The sequence below is a fragment of the Streptomyces sp. NBC_01465 genome (genome assembly GCF_036227325.1).
Lineage (GTDB): Bacteria > Actinomycetota > Actinomycetes > Streptomycetales > Streptomycetaceae > Streptomyces.
On record NZ_CP109467.1, the window covers coordinates 8,993,305 to 9,008,772 of the forward strand.

The 15,468-nt window shown below is 66.3% G+C and carries 16 protein-coding genes; 10 read left to right on the forward strand and 6 right to left on the reverse strand.

The annotated features are described in order from the left end of the window. Positions 1-46: 46 nt before the first annotated feature. Positions 47-484, reverse strand: coding sequence for a VOC family protein (locus OG707_RS41730; protein WP_329127421.1), 438 nt, complete (start codon positions 482-484; stop codon positions 47-49). A 581-nt stretch (positions 485-1,065) separates the two neighbouring features. Here OG707_RS41730 and OG707_RS41735 point away from each other — a divergent pair. Continuing rightward, positions 1,066-1,218 (forward strand): hypothetical protein, encoded by a 153-nt coding sequence (locus tag OG707_RS41735; RefSeq protein WP_329127422.1) that lies wholly within the window; start codon positions 1,066-1,068, stop codon positions 1,216-1,218. A gap of 56 nt (positions 1,219-1,274) precedes the next feature. On the opposite strand, the gene OG707_RS41740 is transcribed toward OG707_RS41735, so the two are convergent. After that, on the reverse strand, positions 1,275-2,510 hold the full coding sequence (locus OG707_RS41740; protein ID WP_329127424.1) for an N-6 DNA methylase: 1,236 nt from the start codon (positions 2,508-2,510) through the stop codon (positions 1,275-1,277). Positions 2,511-2,884: 374 nt separating this feature from the next. On the opposite strand from OG707_RS41740, the gene OG707_RS41745 reads away from it, so the two are divergent. From OG707_RS41745 to OG707_RS41755, 3 genes are read left to right on the forward strand one after another with little or no spacing between them, the layout of a single operon-like run. Continuing rightward, entirely contained in the window at positions 2,885-6,022 is a 3,138-nt protein-coding gene (locus OG707_RS41745) for a CHAT domain-containing tetratricopeptide repeat protein (RefSeq protein ID WP_329127425.1), read from the forward strand. Next, positions 6,019-6,426, forward strand: a complete 408-nt coding sequence (locus tag OG707_RS41750) for a hypothetical protein (protein WP_329127426.1) — start codon at positions 6,019-6,021, stop codon at positions 6,424-6,426. The genes OG707_RS41745 and OG707_RS41750 overlap by 4 nt, the downstream gene beginning before the upstream one ends. Continuing rightward, a complete protein-coding gene (locus tag OG707_RS41755) occupies positions 6,423-7,343 on the forward strand; it encodes a hypothetical protein (protein WP_329127427.1) in 921 nt (306 codons plus the stop codon). The genes OG707_RS41750 and OG707_RS41755 overlap by 4 nt, the downstream gene beginning before the upstream one ends. Before the next feature lie 502 nt (positions 7,344-7,845). On the opposite strand, the gene OG707_RS41760 is transcribed toward OG707_RS41755, so the two are convergent. Further along, positions 7,846-8,490: a class I SAM-dependent DNA methyltransferase gene (locus OG707_RS41760; RefSeq protein ID WP_329127429.1), complete on the reverse strand. Its 645-nt coding sequence runs from the start codon at positions 8,488-8,490 to the stop codon at positions 7,846-7,848. Between the two features lie 263 nt (positions 8,491-8,753). Here OG707_RS41760 and OG707_RS41765 point away from each other — a divergent pair, with 263 nt between their 5' ends. Further along, the gene (locus OG707_RS41765) at positions 8,754-9,110 is read left to right on the forward strand and encodes a hypothetical protein (RefSeq protein WP_329127430.1); all 357 of its coding nucleotides are present in this window, start codon (positions 8,754-8,756) and stop codon (positions 9,108-9,110) included. Between the two features lie 239 nt (positions 9,111-9,349). Then, entirely contained in the window at positions 9,350-10,903 is a 1,554-nt protein-coding gene (locus OG707_RS41770) for an ISL3 family transposase (protein ID WP_329127431.1), read from the forward strand. Here OG707_RS41770 and OG707_RS41775 read toward each other — a convergent pair. Next, entirely contained in the window at positions 10,890-11,426 is a 537-nt protein-coding gene (locus OG707_RS41775) for a hypothetical protein (protein WP_329127432.1), read from the reverse strand. The two genes, OG707_RS41770 and OG707_RS41775, sit on opposite strands and share 14 nt — an antisense overlap. 228 nt (positions 11,427-11,654) lie before the next feature. Here OG707_RS41775 and OG707_RS41780 point away from each other — a divergent pair, with 228 nt between their 5' ends. The 4 genes from OG707_RS41780 (at position 11,655) to OG707_RS42545 (ending at position 13,432) form a co-directional block, all read left to right on the forward strand. Further along, on the forward strand, positions 11,655-11,996 hold the full coding sequence (locus OG707_RS41780) for a hypothetical protein (protein ID WP_329127434.1): 342 nt from the start codon (positions 11,655-11,657) through the stop codon (positions 11,994-11,996). Positions 11,997-12,046: 50 nt separating this feature from the next. Next, positions 12,047-12,190: a hypothetical protein gene (locus OG707_RS41785; protein WP_329127436.1), complete on the forward strand. Its 144-nt coding sequence runs from the start codon at positions 12,047-12,049 to the stop codon at positions 12,188-12,190. 187 nt (positions 12,191-12,377) lie between these two features. Next, the gene (locus OG707_RS41790) at positions 12,378-12,899 is read left to right on the forward strand and encodes a hypothetical protein (protein ID WP_329127438.1); all 522 of its coding nucleotides are present in this window, start codon (positions 12,378-12,380) and stop codon (positions 12,897-12,899) included. A 410-nt stretch (positions 12,900-13,309) separates the two neighbouring features. Beyond that, a complete protein-coding gene (locus OG707_RS42545; RefSeq protein WP_443071462.1) occupies positions 13,310-13,432 on the forward strand; it encodes a hypothetical protein in 123 nt (40 codons plus the stop codon). A gap of 31 nt (positions 13,433-13,463) precedes the next feature. On the opposite strand, the gene OG707_RS41800 is transcribed toward OG707_RS42545, so the two are convergent. Together OG707_RS41800 and OG707_RS41805 are read right to left on the reverse strand one after the other, a co-directional pair. Next, positions 13,464-14,036, reverse strand: a complete 573-nt coding sequence (locus OG707_RS41800) for a dihydrofolate reductase family protein (RefSeq protein WP_329127440.1) — start codon at positions 14,034-14,036, stop codon at positions 13,464-13,466. A gap of 191 nt (positions 14,037-14,227) precedes the next feature. Next, positions 14,228-15,463, reverse strand: coding sequence for an MFS transporter (locus OG707_RS41805; RefSeq protein WP_329127441.1), 1,236 nt, complete (start codon positions 15,461-15,463; stop codon positions 14,228-14,230). Positions 15,464-15,468: the final 5 nt, after the last annotated feature.

Consider the following 15,468-nt stretch of genomic DNA (forward strand, 5'->3'; position numbering starts at 1 on the left):
AGGGACGCGACACTCTGAGCGCGGCCAGGTGGTCTGACCGACCCCGTCAGACCAGGCAAAACTCGTTACCTTCCGGGTCTGCCATCACCACGTGATCCGGCCTGCCCTGCAACTCGTCCTCGCGGACCACGGTCGCGCCCGCAGCGGTCAACCGCTCCACCGCCTCGACCACGCGCGGCCAGCGCACCTCCCATGGGGTTTCACGGCCGCCACCAACTTGCACGTCGATATGCAGCCGGTTCTTCGCCACCTTCGGCTCCGGCACCTTCAGAAAGGACAAGGTGGGGCCCACGCCGTCCGGATCTGAGAGGTACGCCCCGTCATCCCACTCGTCCTCCGGAACCTCATGATGCGACAACCACTCCTCCCAGCTCCCGAACCCTGCGGGCGCGGGCTTCTCCTCGTAGCCCAACGCCAGCGCCCAGAACGCGGCCAGCTTCCCTGGGCACGCGCAGTCGATCGTCAAGCTCCACTTGGTCCCCATGAGCCCTCCCCAGTCGGATGAACGGACCGTACCGCGCACCTCCGACACATCCTGTCCGCTACCTCAAGCGTGCGCCGCGGCTTGACGAACGGCATTAGGAATCAGTGGCACAGGACATCCGCCCACCAACCAGCTCGTGTTCTTGGCCAGGAGCCGTGGGGGTGATTCCTACGGAATCACCCCCACGGTCCCGATCCGGGCCGACGTGGTCGCGGAGCTCGGTAGGTGTCCGGTGCCATCGAACCGTGGCGGGCCGAGAGTTCGTGCCAGCTGACCCGCAGCTGGTCGCCTGCATGGACTCAGAACGCCGACTCGCTTGAGCCGTCCATGCATCGATACTTCCCCAGCCCCGACGATCGACGCCGCTTCGCGCCGTATGCCCGGCGCTTCCTGGGGTGCAACCAGATATTGCTGCAGGCCAGCTGAGCGCACACGAGAGTGCGCGCGCTGCAAGTCCCGGAGGGCGTACGGATGCCGCCACCCAGGAAGCTGCTGGGCACCAAGGCAGACCAAGAGCACGATCTCGTATATGCCACGAGACGTGGACGTGGGCAGGCAAACGTGAAAAGGGAGCCGCAGGCATGAACGGTCAGAGAGAGCAGCGGACGGTACTGCTTCTCGTCGCTGGCGGAGGTGCGGCCTACGCGGCCTTCGAGCACCCGCCGATCGGCACTGCTCTCCTGGTCGGCATCGGCCTGGTGACGCTGCTCCATCTTCTATTGGGGGACCGGTGACCCGTGTGTTCATCCGGGTCACCGACCGATGAACGCCCGCCATCGGGACGAACGAATCATTGGCTGCCCGGGCGCAGCAGGTCGGCGAGCTGGTTGAACTTCTCTTCTCGGCTGCCGGTGACCTTCGTGCACATCACGTGGGCCGGCAGGTGAGGTTGAGGGCCGCCGCGGCGCGTGAGGACGGCGGCGCACAACGGGAGGGTGACGTCAGGGAAGAGGCGGGTGGGGACGGGCGGTGTCTTCCCTTCGGGGGTTAGATCAATGATCGCTCCGCGATCGGCGGCGGCCCGGATGTGCGCGCGCATGCCGTCGAAGGCAGGGGCGGAGAGCCAGGCGCTGGGGGTGAGGAAGGCGACCGTTCCGGCGCTCAGGCGTGTTTCGAAGGCCTGCCACATGGCCCACCGCCAGAAGAACACGTAGAGGTTGCTGAGGGTGTAGTCGGTGCGTCCGCGGCCCGGAACCCTGAATTCGTCCAGGCTCGGCCTCCACAACTCGTCCTCGCCCCGTACGCTGCGTGGTCCCGGGCGCCGGGCTTCGATCCAGGGTGCGGCACCTTTGGCCTTGTCCTTGTACGGCAGGTTGCCCACGATCGCGAGCGGCCCGTCGGTGTTGAGCCGCGCGGCGAGCGCCGGCGGCAGATCACCTTGGAGGGCGTTGCCGACGACGATGTTGTCGTCGAGCCAGTCGATCGGCTGCAGACCGCCGGTCTCCAGCCAGCACACCGACTTGGCGAGATCAACGGCCACCGGATCGGTGTCGATGCCGTACACGCAGGCCTTCAGCACGTCGGCCATGACGGCGCGGACGGTCAGTGGTGCGGGATTCTGCGTTCCGTACAGCAGGCCTGTGTACGCGGAGGCGAGCAGTTGGCGCGCCGCGACGAGGAACACCCCGCCGCCGCACGCTGGATCGAGGACCGACACGTCCAGGACATCCGCGGGGGCGTCGTCCAGGCGCAGGTCGGTGATCTCGGAAAGTGCCGCGCGGGTCAGCGGCCGGGCGACTTCGGGTGGGGTGTACCAGGCACCGGAGGCAGTGCGCTCCGCGGAGGCCAGGAGTTGCTCACGGAGCCGGCCGAGCTTGACACCATCCCACGCGCCGAGATTGCCGAGGTCGGCCAGGAGTTTGCCTGCCCGCTGGGCCGCGTCGTTGGTCAGTTCCAGCGCCCAGGGCTTCGGGAGGGAGCGGGCTGCAGCGATGGTGTTCACGGCGAGGCGCAGGACCTGACGGTGCCCGTCGTGACCCGGTGCTTCGGCGGCGAGTGTCTCGATCGTGCTGTTGGAAACCGTCACGGCAGTGCCTCTCTGGGAGTGGGCAAAAAAAGAAGCGGCCCTCCCGGTGGGGGAGAGCCGCTTCGGTCTACGAGGGCCCGGGGGTGATTCCGTAGGAATCACCCCCGGCGATCTAGATCAGTGTCCTTTGACAGCCAAGTTAGTCCGGTGCGATGCCCTGGCCGGGGGTGACTAGGTTGGATGTCAAACGATCAGTCCTGGTCTGTTGCCTCCGTGAGGTGACGACAGCTCCACACGCAGGAGTTTCATCACCATGTCAGCCACTCCTGGAAGGGTGCCGACCGAAGCCGCACCACGAGTCACCAAGGTCGCCTAGTCTTCTGGGCTACCAGGCTCCAAACGCGTAAGAGGTGCGGCCGAGGAGGGGGTTCGCGGTGCAGGCTGGCGATGAGCGAGACAAGAGGCGAGCACTGAAGGGCGCCGCGAAGTTCAAGGTGCGAGGGGACTACGCACAGGCGTCGGCACTTCTCGAAGAGCAGATCAGGCGCGCACCCGACGTCGAACTGCTCACAGCCGCCGACGAGTTGGTCTTCTCCGGATTTCGCGCCGGTGAGTTTGGCGCGGTGCTGTCCCTCACTCGTACGCTGTGGTCCCTCTTACGGGCCGTCCAGGGCGACAGCCCTCCGATCGTGGAGCGTGCCACCACGGTCATGCTCTTCGCGGAGCGAGTCGGACAGGACGACCTTGCCCGGAAGATGGCGGATTACGTCCTTCAAGCGAGGCGGGGATATCTGCCCGACCGGCACCCCGACCTCGTTCTGGCGTTGAACGACGCTGCACGCCTGCACCTCGCGGTGGGCGACGTTGACGCGGCTCGACCGCTGTACGAAGAGCTGGCCGGGGGCTTGCCGGGGGAAGGCCCGCAGGACAGCGATGAGGCATCCGCGCGGGCGTCGGCCCACTATCTGTTGGGCGAGCTGTGCTTGCGCTTCGGTGAAGGAGACGCAGCTGATGAGCACTGGACCCGTTCACTGGCCTGGGCAGAACACTTCGCCGACAGCCGACCGATGCGGATCGCCGCGCATCTCGGCCTCGGGCAGTTGTTGCTGGCCTTCTCCGATACGTCCGGAGCAGCGCACCATCTTGAAAGAGCCTACGAACAAACCCGCTTGATCCTCGACTCTCCCGGAGAGTCGGCCTGGCTCACCCCGACAACCGGCGCGGCGGCCGTGGCCGACATGCTCTTCAACCTTGGCATCGCTCACCGCGGCAGGCATAACCTCCTTGGCGCGGAGCGGGCGCTCCAGGAGGCGATCGACCTGTATTCAGCCCTCGCGAGGCGGGAGTCGGTGGCCGACGCGGTTGTGGCACTCGGGCATACCTATCAGGCGCACGGGGCTTTCGAGGCCGCAGAGCGACACTACGACCACGCGCTTGCGATATTGGACGGGCTCGCTGAGCCTCTGCCGCAGACCAGACTCCGGATTCTTTCCAACCTTGGTGCTCTGCGGGAGCAGGAGGGGCGCCTCGACGAGGCTAGAAGTCTGTTTGGTCAGGCCGCCGAGTTCCTGACGGGCGAGACCCCGCCGCAGCAACGCTCGGCCCTGCTGAACAATCGTGGACGGCTGGCCTTCAACTCCCACCGGGACCGTGAGGCAGCACGGTTCTATCAGGAGGCTTTGGACGCCTGCCGAGCGGATGAGGGCGATGAGCCCGACCGGCGGCACATCCTCTTCAATCTCGCCGAGGTGCAACTGGCACTCGGCGACACCGCCTCGGCCGTATCAACGTTCAAGGAGGGCCTGAGCCTTGAGGACGCGCAGCTGTCGTCCATGCTCAGAACAGGTTCGCAGCGTGAGTGGCTTGAGGCGGTCACGGCCGCCCAGTACCGCGTCGACCAACTGCTCGACATGGTCGTGACCTTTGGCCATGGCGCCCGCGATAGCGTGGAGTTGGCAGCAGACGTGCTGTTGAACCGCGCCGGTCTTGCGACCACGACGAGCATGTTCCAGCGCGACATCGCGTTCGGGTACGGCACGGACCCCCGGATCGGTGAACTCAGACACAGCCACACGAAACTGAGCAGGGCTATCGAGAGCAGGAGGCTGGCGGGTCCGCCCGTAGGAGGGGAACGCGGCCATGAGACAGGACTGATCGAAGACCGTTTCCGATTAGAGGCGATCGAGTCCGAACTCTCAATCCGTTTGTTTGCGAGCTCCGGCATCGAGGCGTTTGCCCTGCGGTGGCGTCAGATCGCGGAGGCTCTGCCCGCCGACACCACCCTGGTCGCCCTGCGGCGCTACGCCTCATTCGATTACGCGAGCGACGACCGGACGGCCTCCCTTGCCGGCGATCATCGCTATGCCGCGCTCGTCCTGCACCGACACAGGCCCCCTACACTCGTCCCGCTCGGTGCAGCCGACGAGATTGACGCCATGGTCGTTGACGTGGTCGCTGCTTTCAGCGGGCTGAAGACAGTCGATGACACTGCCATTTCCGCCGTTCGCGAGGCAGTCATCGACCCGCTGTTGCCGCAGCTCGAGGGAGCGCGCGCGGTCTTGGTCGCCCCAGACGGTGAACTTAACCGGTTCCCGTTCGAATCCGTCCCTCTCGGTAATGGCCGCCTCGTCATGGACGACTACGAGGTGAGCTACCTCGCGAGTGCACGTGACGTCCTGCGGATCGGCGCGCCCTTGGCCCCAGCTGGCCCGCCCCTCGTCGTGGCCGATCCCGACCTGGACCTGAGATCCTCTACCGACGTGCCACCGGCGTCGGCCGCACCCGTCTTCGGCCCACTGCCCGCCGCCCGTGCCGAGGCGGAGCACATTGCAGGACTGCTCGGCGTCGTATCTCTGCTGGGCAGCGACGCCGTGAAGGACAGGGTGACCGGGGCGTCCAGTCCTTCGGTGCTCCACGTCGCCACCCACGGCTTCTTCTTGCCGGCCACCACGCCGGACCTCCTGGATCCCCAGTCGATTCAAGGCGGTGCTGTCCTGCAGCCGTCCGACCCTGACCGGCGGATGATGACCCTGAACGGGACGCTGGCCACGCCGATCCACTTCACCGTCAAGCGTGACGGCGCGTTCCGGCGCCTGTCCGGCGACGGCCTGGACGACCCAATGCTGCGCTCTGGCCTGGCACTGGCCGGTGCCAATACATGGCTCGCCGGAGGAGAACCGCCACACGAGGCGGGAAACGGCGTGGTCACTGCGGCTGACCTGGCAGCCGCCGACCTGAGTGGGACCAGGTTGGTCGTGCTCTCGGCATGCGACACGGCGCTCGGTGAGACTCGGACCGGCGAAGGGGTCTTCGGGATGCGGCGTGCGGTCTCGCTCGCAGGCGCCCGCACTCTGGTGATGAGCCTATGGAAGGTGCCCGACAAGCAGACCCGCGAGCTGATGACCGAGTTCTATGCCCGGGTGATGGCCGGCGCGGCCGTGGCGGAAGCGCTGACTACCGCCCGAAGGGTGCAGCGCGTGAAATACCCGCACCCCATCTACTGGGCGGCGTTCGTCTGCCAGGGCGATCCCGGCCCTGTCCAACTCGACCAGTCAGAGAGGGAGAACACGTGACAAGCGTCGCCGAAATCACCGCGTTGCTGCGGCCGCTGCCGAGCCCCAACCCGTACCCCAGCGTCATGGTGGACGACAAACAGGACGCCTCCCGCGCGCTGACAGCGGCACTCCAGTACTTCGATGCGGACGACGACCGTCAAGCTGTGACGGTCCACTTGGCCGGAGAAGAGCTCGGCCTGCTCCACCGCCGTGACGCCTACAGCCTGCCGCCGCCCCTGCTGAGTACGCGGGACTACGGGGCTTCTGACCAGGCGGCGCTGCTCGGCGATGTGCGGTACGAGATGATCAACATGCGCTGTCCCGTCACGAACTGTTCCCACCGCTTCGCCTTGATCCTTTATCCGCTCCAGCCGCCGCAATGCCCGGTCCACTCCGAACAGACGCTGGTGGTCGCCGGATGAACGCCATGGCACCACCCGGCCTGGGCCAGGACCACGGACGCCGCTTCTCGATCACCGGCACCATCCCCACGCTGGCTGTGCTCTTCACCGTGCTGGCCGAGCTCGCTGCGGGCGCGCCCTCACAGATGCCCAGCAGGAAACAGCTGGTCAGTTCTCTGCAGTCGTTGGTTCCCGGCGAGTGGGTCCTGCTCTTCCTCGGCGTGACCATCGCCGCGCTCCTGCTCCAGCCCCTCCAGCAGCAGTTGGTGCGTTGGCTTGAGGGCTACCCATTGACGCGAGGAGTCGGCGTGCTCCTGGGGCGTCCGCTCATCGCGCGATGGCGGCGGCGCTGGGAGCGGCTGAATACGTTGCAGCAACGGGTCGATCCTCGTCCTGAGGACCTGCCCGTGATGGTCGAAGCCGCAGCACGTCTGGCCAAACTGCCGCGCGCCCCGGAGCGGCTTATGCCTACCAGGCTCGGAAACGTGCTCCGTGCCGCTGAGGATCGGCCCGCTGAGACCTATGGCCTCGACACGGTGGCCGCCTGGCCGGAGCTCTACGCGGTCCTTCCGGAGCGGACGGCGTCTCTCGTGGACGACGCCCGGGATCAGCTCGATATGACCTGCCGTATGACCGCGGCCTTCGCCGTGATGGGCGGCCTCTCGGCAGCGATTCTCCCGTTCAGCCGGTGGACGTTTCTGGCCGTAGCGTTCCTGCTCGCCTCCGCCCTGACGTACCGAAGCGCGATTAGCGCTGCCGAGAACTACGGCCGACTCGTCAACACGGCCGTGAATCTCCACAGATTCGACCTCCTCACCGCCTTCCACCTGCCACTGCCTGCCGGGCCGGACGAAGAACGCGCGCGGTTCCGTGCCCTCTCAAGCCGTCTCCGCCAGGGCCTGCCCGCCACAGAGCCCTACGAGCACGTATCCGCGTAGGAGTTGGTCCACAAGGCCGTACAGCAAGCAGGCCGGACGCAGCGGCCGAAGCGCGTTCGGGTAGGCAGAGCGTTGTCCCCGTCCCGGCCGGCCGGGACCTTCGCCCGTCACGCAGTCGTCGAGCAGTGGACGCCGTCGTCGCTCACGTACAGCGGCACGTACGACAGCTCGACGTACGCCTCGCAAGATCCACCCCAGCCGATACGGCCACTCGGCCTCCCCAGTCCCTCGCCCCGTACGACTTGGTTCACTGGCAAGAAAGCCAAAGCGACTGGGTTCGCTGTCAAACGCCTCGATTGGATGACAGCGGACAATCATGTCCCGTCTTAGATGATCTGGTTCCGAGACGGGCCGCTGGCCTGCGGCGACCAGTTCAGTTGAGACGTGGGGAAGCCTGGAATCTCAAGTGATGTGGTCCCTGGCGAGCGAATGCCGGAGGCTGTCTCACTTGATGTGGTCCGACTTCCCTATGTCGTCGGCCGCAACCGGACCGCTGATGTGGCTAGGACTGACGGCGTGCGAAGAGGACCCCACCTGGAACGCTCTTGTCGGGTTCGATCAGCATTTGGGCCTCGATGGTGAACCCGGCATCGCGTAGCCAGGCCGCCACTTGGTCAGGCTGGCGGCGGTGAACGTGGACGTTCATCGGGTGGCCGCCGTAGCCCTGCGTCTTCAGCCTCGACTCGTCGCCGACGTGAAAGCCGAGCAGGAGTGGTCCGCCGGGACGCAACACGCGCCGGAAGTGGGCGAAGACCGTGGGGACTGCTTCGTCGGGGATGTGAATCAGCGACCAAAATGCGAGTAGGCCGACGACTGAAGCATCGGTGAGGTCGAGGTCGGTCATCGAGCCCACCTCGAACCGCAGGTGGGGGTGGTCACGCCGAGCCACGTCGATCATCACGGATGAAAGGTCGATGCCGAATGCGTCCACACCCAGCTTGTGCAGGTGAGCGGTGACGTGTCCAGGTCCGCAGCCCACGTCCGCCACCGGCCCACCGCCAGCGACGTGCACCAAGTCGGCGAACACCGCCAGAGCCGCCCGAAGATACGGTGCCCCGGCCAAAGCCTCGCGTAGCTGGTCGGCATAGCTGACCGCGACCGTGTCGTAGGAGGTCCGGGTGTCTGCCAACCAGAGGTCCGCGTTCATGGCTCGACAGAGTAGTGCAGCGATCAGGATCACGAACCGGATCAACTGAGATCAACGACGAATCGAACCAGGTCACTTGAGACGGGGTCCAGATCCTTCGAGACGGGACAGATCAGGTGCACTCGCAGTCACGGAGAGCCGTCTGTCCTGTGCCATCGAACGTTGACCGACGCTCGCTTGTGTCATCGAAGGTTGGTCATGCTGGTCAGGGCTGCTCGGAAAATCCGCCCCTTCCTCGCCCCGGAGCCTCCTACAGTGACCTCATGAACATTCGCTGGGGTGGCTCGGTCTGGGAACTGATGGTGGTGAAGCACCCGGTCGGGACAGCCCTGTCGAACTCGGCGAGCGGCGGATTGAGCACGCTCCTGCGTGACGGCGCCGAGAACTTGGTCGGCCATGCGGACCTGCTCAAAGGGTGGCGAGCCGTCGCCGGGCTCGTCGCGGTCTCCGCAGTAGTGGCCAGCGGGCTCACTGTCGCCACCATGAAGGCGGCGCCGCACCTCAAGACGAAGTTCCGCCCCGCGGCCCAGGACATGGCAGAGGAGGGGGTAGAAGCCATCTCTGACACCCCAGTTGAGGTGCCGGAAGCTCACAAGGGGCCACGGCTACACACTGTCTGACTAGGGCGTATCCACTCCAACGGACTGGTGGGGCGCCGGTAGCGATCATCTTTCGGTGGCACACGCTCAAGGTTGGATGGCGCAGGACAACTGAGCGTTCTAGTTGGGTCTGACCGCGCTTCCGTGATGGCTACGCCATCTGCGGGTGCTGGAATCGACGGCCCAGAAAGTCACGCGCACCTTGGACGTCGCGGCCTGAGCAGGACTGCAGGACCGTTTCACCGGGGGATGACGTCTTCATGGAGACGGAAACACTTGAAGACGTCCTCTTCCCGGGCCTAAATCTCGTAGTGCGCCAGGCCACAGTTGTAGAGGAAAGTTTGGTGGTCACCGCGGCTTGCTGCGGATCGCCAGGCCCCTGTCCCCAGTGTCAGCATCCTGCGGCACGCGTCCATAGCCGGTACTGGCGTCACGTTGTCGGGCTGCCCGCTGGCGGCCGCCAGATGATCGTCCGTCTCCGTGTTCGCCGGTTCTTCTGCGATCAGAGCCAGTGTCGACGCCGGACATACGTAGGACAGGTGGCTGGCCTGACCGAGCCGAGGCTGCGTACGTCGACGCCAGCTCGGTCGGCGATGAGGACAGTCGCGGCCGAGCTCGGTGGCCGGCCAGGCCAACGCCTATGCACGAAGCTGCGGATCCGTGGCCGACGGACGGCCCTCCTGGGACAGTTAACGGCTCGGCCCGTGCCGAGTCGGGCCCCTCGGATACTTGGGATCGACGAGTTCGCGTTCCGCAAGGGCCGGACCTACGGCACCGTCCTCGTTGATGTCGAGTCCTCCCAGCCGGTGGACGTGCTGCCGGATCGAGAGACCAGCACGGTCGCCACTTGGCTCCAGGACCACCCCGGTGCCGAGATCATCTGCCGGGACCGCCTGATGGCATTCACCAAGGCCATCAGGCAGGCCGCCCCGGACGCGCTGGAGGTGGCAGATCGCTGGCACCTCCTCCAGAACCTCTCCACGGCCATCGAGAAGACCTGCCGCCAGCACCGTGACTGCCTCCGACGGCCAGCCGGACCAGAGGCCAGCCCACCGTTAGCCGCACCGGATACTCCACTCCTGAACCGGATCCGACAACGCCACGCGGAGGTCAACGAGCTCGCCGCCACCGGCATGTCGCTGAACGCCATCGGCCGCCGCCTACAGCTGGATCGCAAGACAGTCCGGCGCTACCGGAACAATGACCTGGCAGGGCTTCTCGCCTCGGCGCAGGACCGAGGACACGGTGTCCTCGACCCATTCATTGAGCACGTGCAGCACCGCTTTCATGCGGGCTGCACCAGCCCGATGCAGCTCTACCGCGAGGTGCTCGCTCTCGGCTACACCGGCGGATACCACGTCGTGCACCGCTACGTAGTGACCGTCCGGAAAGGCATCGCGGTCCCCGCGCGCTCGGTGACTCCCCGCCCTCGAGACATCACCTCATGGATCATGCGCCCCCAGGAGTCACTCAACAGCGCCGATGTTGCCCAGCTCGACGCTGTGCGGAGCGCCTGCCCGGAGATCGCCCAGGCCTGCGACCTCGCACGGGATTTCACCGACATGCTCCGCCAACGCCGCGGCCACCTGCTGCGGGACTGGATTCAGAAGGCCGAGCTGGGCGGCCCCGACGCCATCGGCATCTTCGCCGACTCCATCCGCCAGGACCTCCACGCGGTCACCGCCGGCCTCACGCTGCCCTACAGCTCAGGCATAGTCGAAGGCCACGTCAACAGAATCAAAACGATCAAGCGTCAGATGTATGGCAGAGCATCATTCACCCTGCTCAGAGCCCGCATCCTCACCCAGCCGTAGCCTTCATACCTGGTGAGATGGATGCGCTGAGCTCTGCCGCGTTGCAGTGGGTGATCTCTACCGATTCCGGCTTTGGGAAGGTCATGACGTCCCACCCCATGGGCCAGCCGTGCGTACTGCCCTGGGCGGTCTCGGCTTCAAGGCGCTGTGGCACACGCCGCAGCCACCATTGTCCTTCTTGGCCATCCCGACCCGGCCAGCCCACGGTGGTGGCGTGGAACCTGCGGTCGATCTCATCAAGTTCAGGCTGACGGATGGCACGGACTCGTGGCGGCAGCAGACGCCAGATCTGGGCCAACGCGGTGCGACATCCTAGATCGTTTGAGAGTTCTGGAGCCGACCATCCGTAGCCCTCCTCCACCTCGTGCACCAACTCGTTCCACTGCTCAAGAAGCGCGTTGAGCGTCCGGGGCTGGCCAGATCCCCAGGCCCCAGCCACGGTGCGGACAGCCGCATGCACCGCCTCGTACTCCTCAGCCGTCAGAAACACTTCACCAGCCGACTCCGGTGCAATGGGATCCATACCTCGACTATCTCAGGCCCCTCCTCCAGGGAGCGATGCCCCATACGCAGCAGCTACGACGCTGCCACGGCCGCAAGTACATACCTGAGCGGGGTTCTCACGGAACAGCGGTCAGAACCTCTTAGTTGGCCAGCGTGAGCACGACGGGTGGGCTCGACCGTAGGCCGCGGTGCGGACGGTACGACACCTGCTCGGACAGGTGTCGTACCTCGCTCTTATGCTCGCTCGATGACGTCTTACGAAGGCACCCACCCCACCGTTCTCGTCCGGGTGGGCGACCAGCACGCACAGATCGACGAGCAGCTCGCACCTACGATCCAGGCGATATGGGAGTGCGGGTTCGACACCTTCACCTGCTGTCAGGACGTCGGTGAGAGCAACGTTGTCTGGCCCCAGAAGCTGCCGCACATGGAGAAGTGGGTGGAGTCCAGGCGTGGCTGGACGCTCATCGACTTTCCGGTCGACAGCGGCCTGGCCTTCCTGTCGGCCGTGGCGAACGCCGGGGCACGTGACGCGTTCTACGTCCGGATGACGCACTGGACGACCTCGACGCCGTGCACGCCGCCGTAACCCTCCCTCACAGCTCCGGTGTGGCGGAAGGCAGAATCACGGACCTGAAAATGATCAAGCGCCAGATGGCAGGACGGGCAGGCATCCAACTCCTGCGCAAACGCGTCATCCTCGTCGCCCACTCACGCCGCAGCAGCGAGCCCCCGCCCGACAACGACCTCTGGTCGATCAACGGCTACCAAAATCTTGTATGAGCCGCGAACTACACCCATCGCAGTTTGAGCACGTGCCAGCACACCTTGACGACCTGAACGTCCAGGTCACCGAAGTCTCAGTGGACGACAACCCAGGCGTGGCCCGCGTCGAGACGCTGGGCGGGAACTGGCACCGTGGGTCAACTCGTCTCTACGCTGCAACTGGCGAAGAGGAGGCCCAGCACCCATGGAATGGTCCACGCTGCTGGCCACGCTGTCGGGAACAGTGATCGGCGTCGTCTCGACGCTCACGGCTGACCACTTGAGGTGGCGACGCGAGAGGGATCACCACGGGCTTGTTGCTCGGAAGCAGGCCTACATTGAACTTTTCACTACGCTGAGCCGGGCCTACGAAGCCTTGTTCGTGCTGGCTCGCGCTGACCGGAACGCCGACCGCGACGCCCCCAGGGCCCGTGAGGTCGTTGAGCGAAGCGGCATCTACGAGGCGCGCCAGCAACTATTGATACTCGCTCCTGCAGCAGTGCTGCTGTGTAGTGATGAGGCGCACGCTCGAATCAAAGCGGTCAGAGATGTCGTGGGTCGGGGGCACGATCTGTCGTCCGACGAGTTCCAGGAGACGGATCGCGCCTTCCTGGCTGCCCACCATGCTCTGACAGTCGCCGTTCGGGAGGACCTCGGTTTAGCGGACCCCGAAGCCGCTCGACCGCTACGCACTGTGCACTACGGACGTGAGCCGAACGACTATTGAACCGAGGAGTCGGCGAGTCCGGGAATGCTTGGTCGTGAAGAGCTGGGTCGCCGCAGGAGGTCCGCGGCGGGCCCGGGAACGGAAGGCGCGGCGGCCCGAGTTCGGGCCACCGCGCAGAGGTGGTGGGTCAGCGAATGACAGCGAGGGCGGCGTGGTGCTCCTGGCGGTGCGCCACGGCCACACGATCGGCAAGAACCTCAAGGTAGTACGACTTGTCGACCTCGCCGACTGGGGGAGGGCTGGTATTCCAGCCATGCAGTGTTCGGCGGTGGGTATGTCGGTGTGTTCGGGGGACAAGTGTCGCTCCGAACGCCGTATCAAGGCCGCCGCACCGCAGGGCATTTGAACGGTCCTGGTCGTAGATCATGCGGGCCCGCCGTCACAGCCGTGACCACGAACGCCGCCCCGAGATGAGCGAAGCACTCATCACCTGGTCGGCCATCACGCTCATGACGAGGCGACTCACCCGCCGCAAAACCCGCCCCGCCGAACGACGCGACATCACCCCGGACTGCCTGGCGCAGGCAGCCTGACCTGCATGGACCGCCGGGCGGTCCCGCCGCATCAGCGGACGACGTCGAAGATCTGCTTCTGTAGACCGTTGGCGTACGCCTCGTGCTCGACCAGCTTCAGCTTCTGGGTGTCCTTGTCCGTGCCGCTGAACAGGCGCTTGCCCGCGCCGAGCAGCAGCGGGAAAACGAGCAGGTGGTAGCGGTCGATCAGGCCAGCGTCCGAGAGGTTCCGGTTCAGGGTGGCGCTGCCGTGGACGATGATCGGGCCGCCCTCGGTCTCCTTCAGTGCGGCGACCTCGTCGAGCGAGCGCAGGATGGTCTGCTCGCCCCAGTTCGACACCAGGCCGTCCTCACCGAGGGTGGCGGAGACGACGTACTTCGGCATCTCCTTGTACTGGGCGAAGTCCTCCATGTCCGGCCAGACGGGGCTGAACGCCTCGTAGCTGGTCCGGCCCAGCAGTATCGCGGCGGCCTCCTGCTGCTCCCGGCCCTTGATCTCGAAGGCCTCGGGGAGGAACTCGATGTCCTTGAAGGTCCATCCGGAGTTCCGGTAGCCGGGCTCGCCGCCCGGGGCCTCCACGACGCCGTCGAGGGAGATGAAGGCGGAGCTGATCAGAGTACGCATCTGTGGTTCCTCAGTTTTCGGTCGGGCAACGTGCTGTCGGTCGGTGATGTGATCAAGGTGTAGCCATAGCGCTTTTTACAAACAAGTACCTATTTCTGACTAGCAAGTTCGCAGGTGGACTGGCGGCATGGCAACGCGACGGAGCTACAACGACGCATGCGGATCTGAGGCTGAAGTTCGGAAGCAGGCACTCATACACCAGCCAACTGCTCGGCGGCGCGTTCTTGGACCGCGGCCGCCCGGGGCCTGGTCGCCGCCGCGCGTCGGGCCAGTGGAAGGGCGAGGGTCGCGGCCGCCGCGTACGTCAGACCGAGTACGACCCAGCCGGCCGCGCCGAGGCCACTCAGGGCCAGGGTGATGGCGAACGGGCCGGCTGCGCGGCCGAGTTGGGTGCCGACGTTCCAGGCACCTTGGTACTCGCCGAGCCGTTCGGGTGCGGCGAGTTCGTACGAGAGCGACCAGGAGCCCGCCGACTGGAACAGCTCCGCCGCCGTCAGCAAGGTGACCGCGACAACGAGTACGGCCACTGCGAGCGGCGACGGCAGCGAGCCGGTCGTCGCGAACGCGAGGGCGCAGCCGAGCACGGCCAGACCCGCCCGCCGCATGGCGCGGGCCGCCGAGCCGACCTCGGTGACGCCGCGCCCGGCCCGCATCTGGAAGCCGATGGCGAGGAAGACGTTGACGAGGAGAAGCAGGGGCGCGGTCCACTCCGGAGCGCCGGTGTACTCGGCGACCCACAGCGGCACGGCGATCTCCAGGAGTTCGCTGTGCAGGCTCAGCAGCCCGTTGAGGAGCGCGAGTCCGAGGTAGGGCCGGTCGCGCAGGACCGTCATCAGGCTGCAGCCGGGCGACTTCTCCGGACGGCGATCGGGCAGCCGGGCCGCCGCCGCACAGGCGATCAGGATGCCCAACGCTCCGAAGGTGATGAGCAGCCGGAAGGCGAACGCGGTCCCGGCGACGAGCGCGGCACCCAGGGCGGGGGTGCCAAGGCTGATACCGACGTTGTGCACGACCCGGTTGTACGCGAGGGTCTCGACCCGGTTGCCGGGCGTGGTCAGGGTGCCCAGGCAGCCCTGCCGCACTGGCTCCACGGCGTTCTCCGCGAGCCCGGCGAGCCCGACCACCAGCAGAAACACGGGGAACGAGTCGACGAGCAGATACGCCGCGAGCAGCGCGGCCCGCGCCGCATGGAGGCCGACGAGGAGCCTTCGGTGACCGATCCTGTCGCCGAGCACCCCGGTGGGCAGCGACGCCGAGAGCCCCACGAGGGTGGCGACGGAGAGCCCCACCCCGACCTGAACGGCGCCGAGGCCGACGACTCGGGTGAAGTAGAGGACGCCGCCCGCGAGCATCACGCCACGGGCGAGCGAGTCGAAGAAGGACATGACGGCATAGGCCCGCAGGGGCCCGGGGGGAGGCAGGAACATGCCGA

Coding starts and splice junctions, on each gene's coding strand:
- OG707_RS41730 (WP_329127421.1), bottom strand. CDS start 484: ATGGGGACCAAGTGGAGCTTGACGATCGACTGCGCGTGCCCAGGGAAG.
- OG707_RS41735 (WP_329127422.1), top strand. CDS start 1,066: ATGAACGGTCAGAGAGAGCAGCGGACGGTACTGCTTCTCGTCGCTGGC.
- OG707_RS41755 (WP_329127427.1), top strand. CDS start 6,423: ATGAACGCCATGGCACCACCCGGCCTGGGCCAGGACCACGGACGCCGC.
- OG707_RS41760 (WP_329127429.1), bottom strand. CDS start 8,490: ATGAACGCGGACCTCTGGTTGGCAGACACCCGGACCTCCTACGACACG.
- OG707_RS41765 (WP_329127430.1), top strand. CDS start 8,754: ATGAACATTCGCTGGGGTGGCTCGGTCTGGGAACTGATGGTGGTGAAG.
- OG707_RS41770 (WP_329127431.1), top strand. CDS start 9,350: ATGGAGACGGAAACACTTGAAGACGTCCTCTTCCCGGGCCTAAATCTC.
- OG707_RS41775 (WP_329127432.1), bottom strand. CDS start 11,426: ATGGATCCCATTGCACCGGAGTCGGCTGGTGAAGTGTTTCTGACGGCT.
- OG707_RS41780 (WP_329127434.1), top strand. CDS start 11,655: ATGACGTCTTACGAAGGCACCCACCCCACCGTTCTCGTCCGGGTGGGC.
- OG707_RS41785 (WP_329127436.1), top strand. CDS start 12,047: ATGATCAAGCGCCAGATGGCAGGACGGGCAGGCATCCAACTCCTGCGC.
- OG707_RS41790 (WP_329127438.1), top strand. CDS start 12,378: ATGGAATGGTCCACGCTGCTGGCCACGCTGTCGGGAACAGTGATCGGC.
- OG707_RS42545 (WP_443071462.1), top strand. CDS start 13,310: ATGAGCGAAGCACTCATCACCTGGTCGGCCATCACGCTCATGACGAGG.
- OG707_RS41800 (WP_329127440.1), bottom strand. CDS start 14,036: ATGCGTACTCTGATCAGCTCCGCCTTCATCTCCCTCGACGGCGTCGTG.
- OG707_RS41805 (WP_329127441.1), bottom strand. CDS start 15,463: ATGTTCCTGCCTCCCCCCGGGCCCCTGCGGGCCTATGCCGTCATGTCC.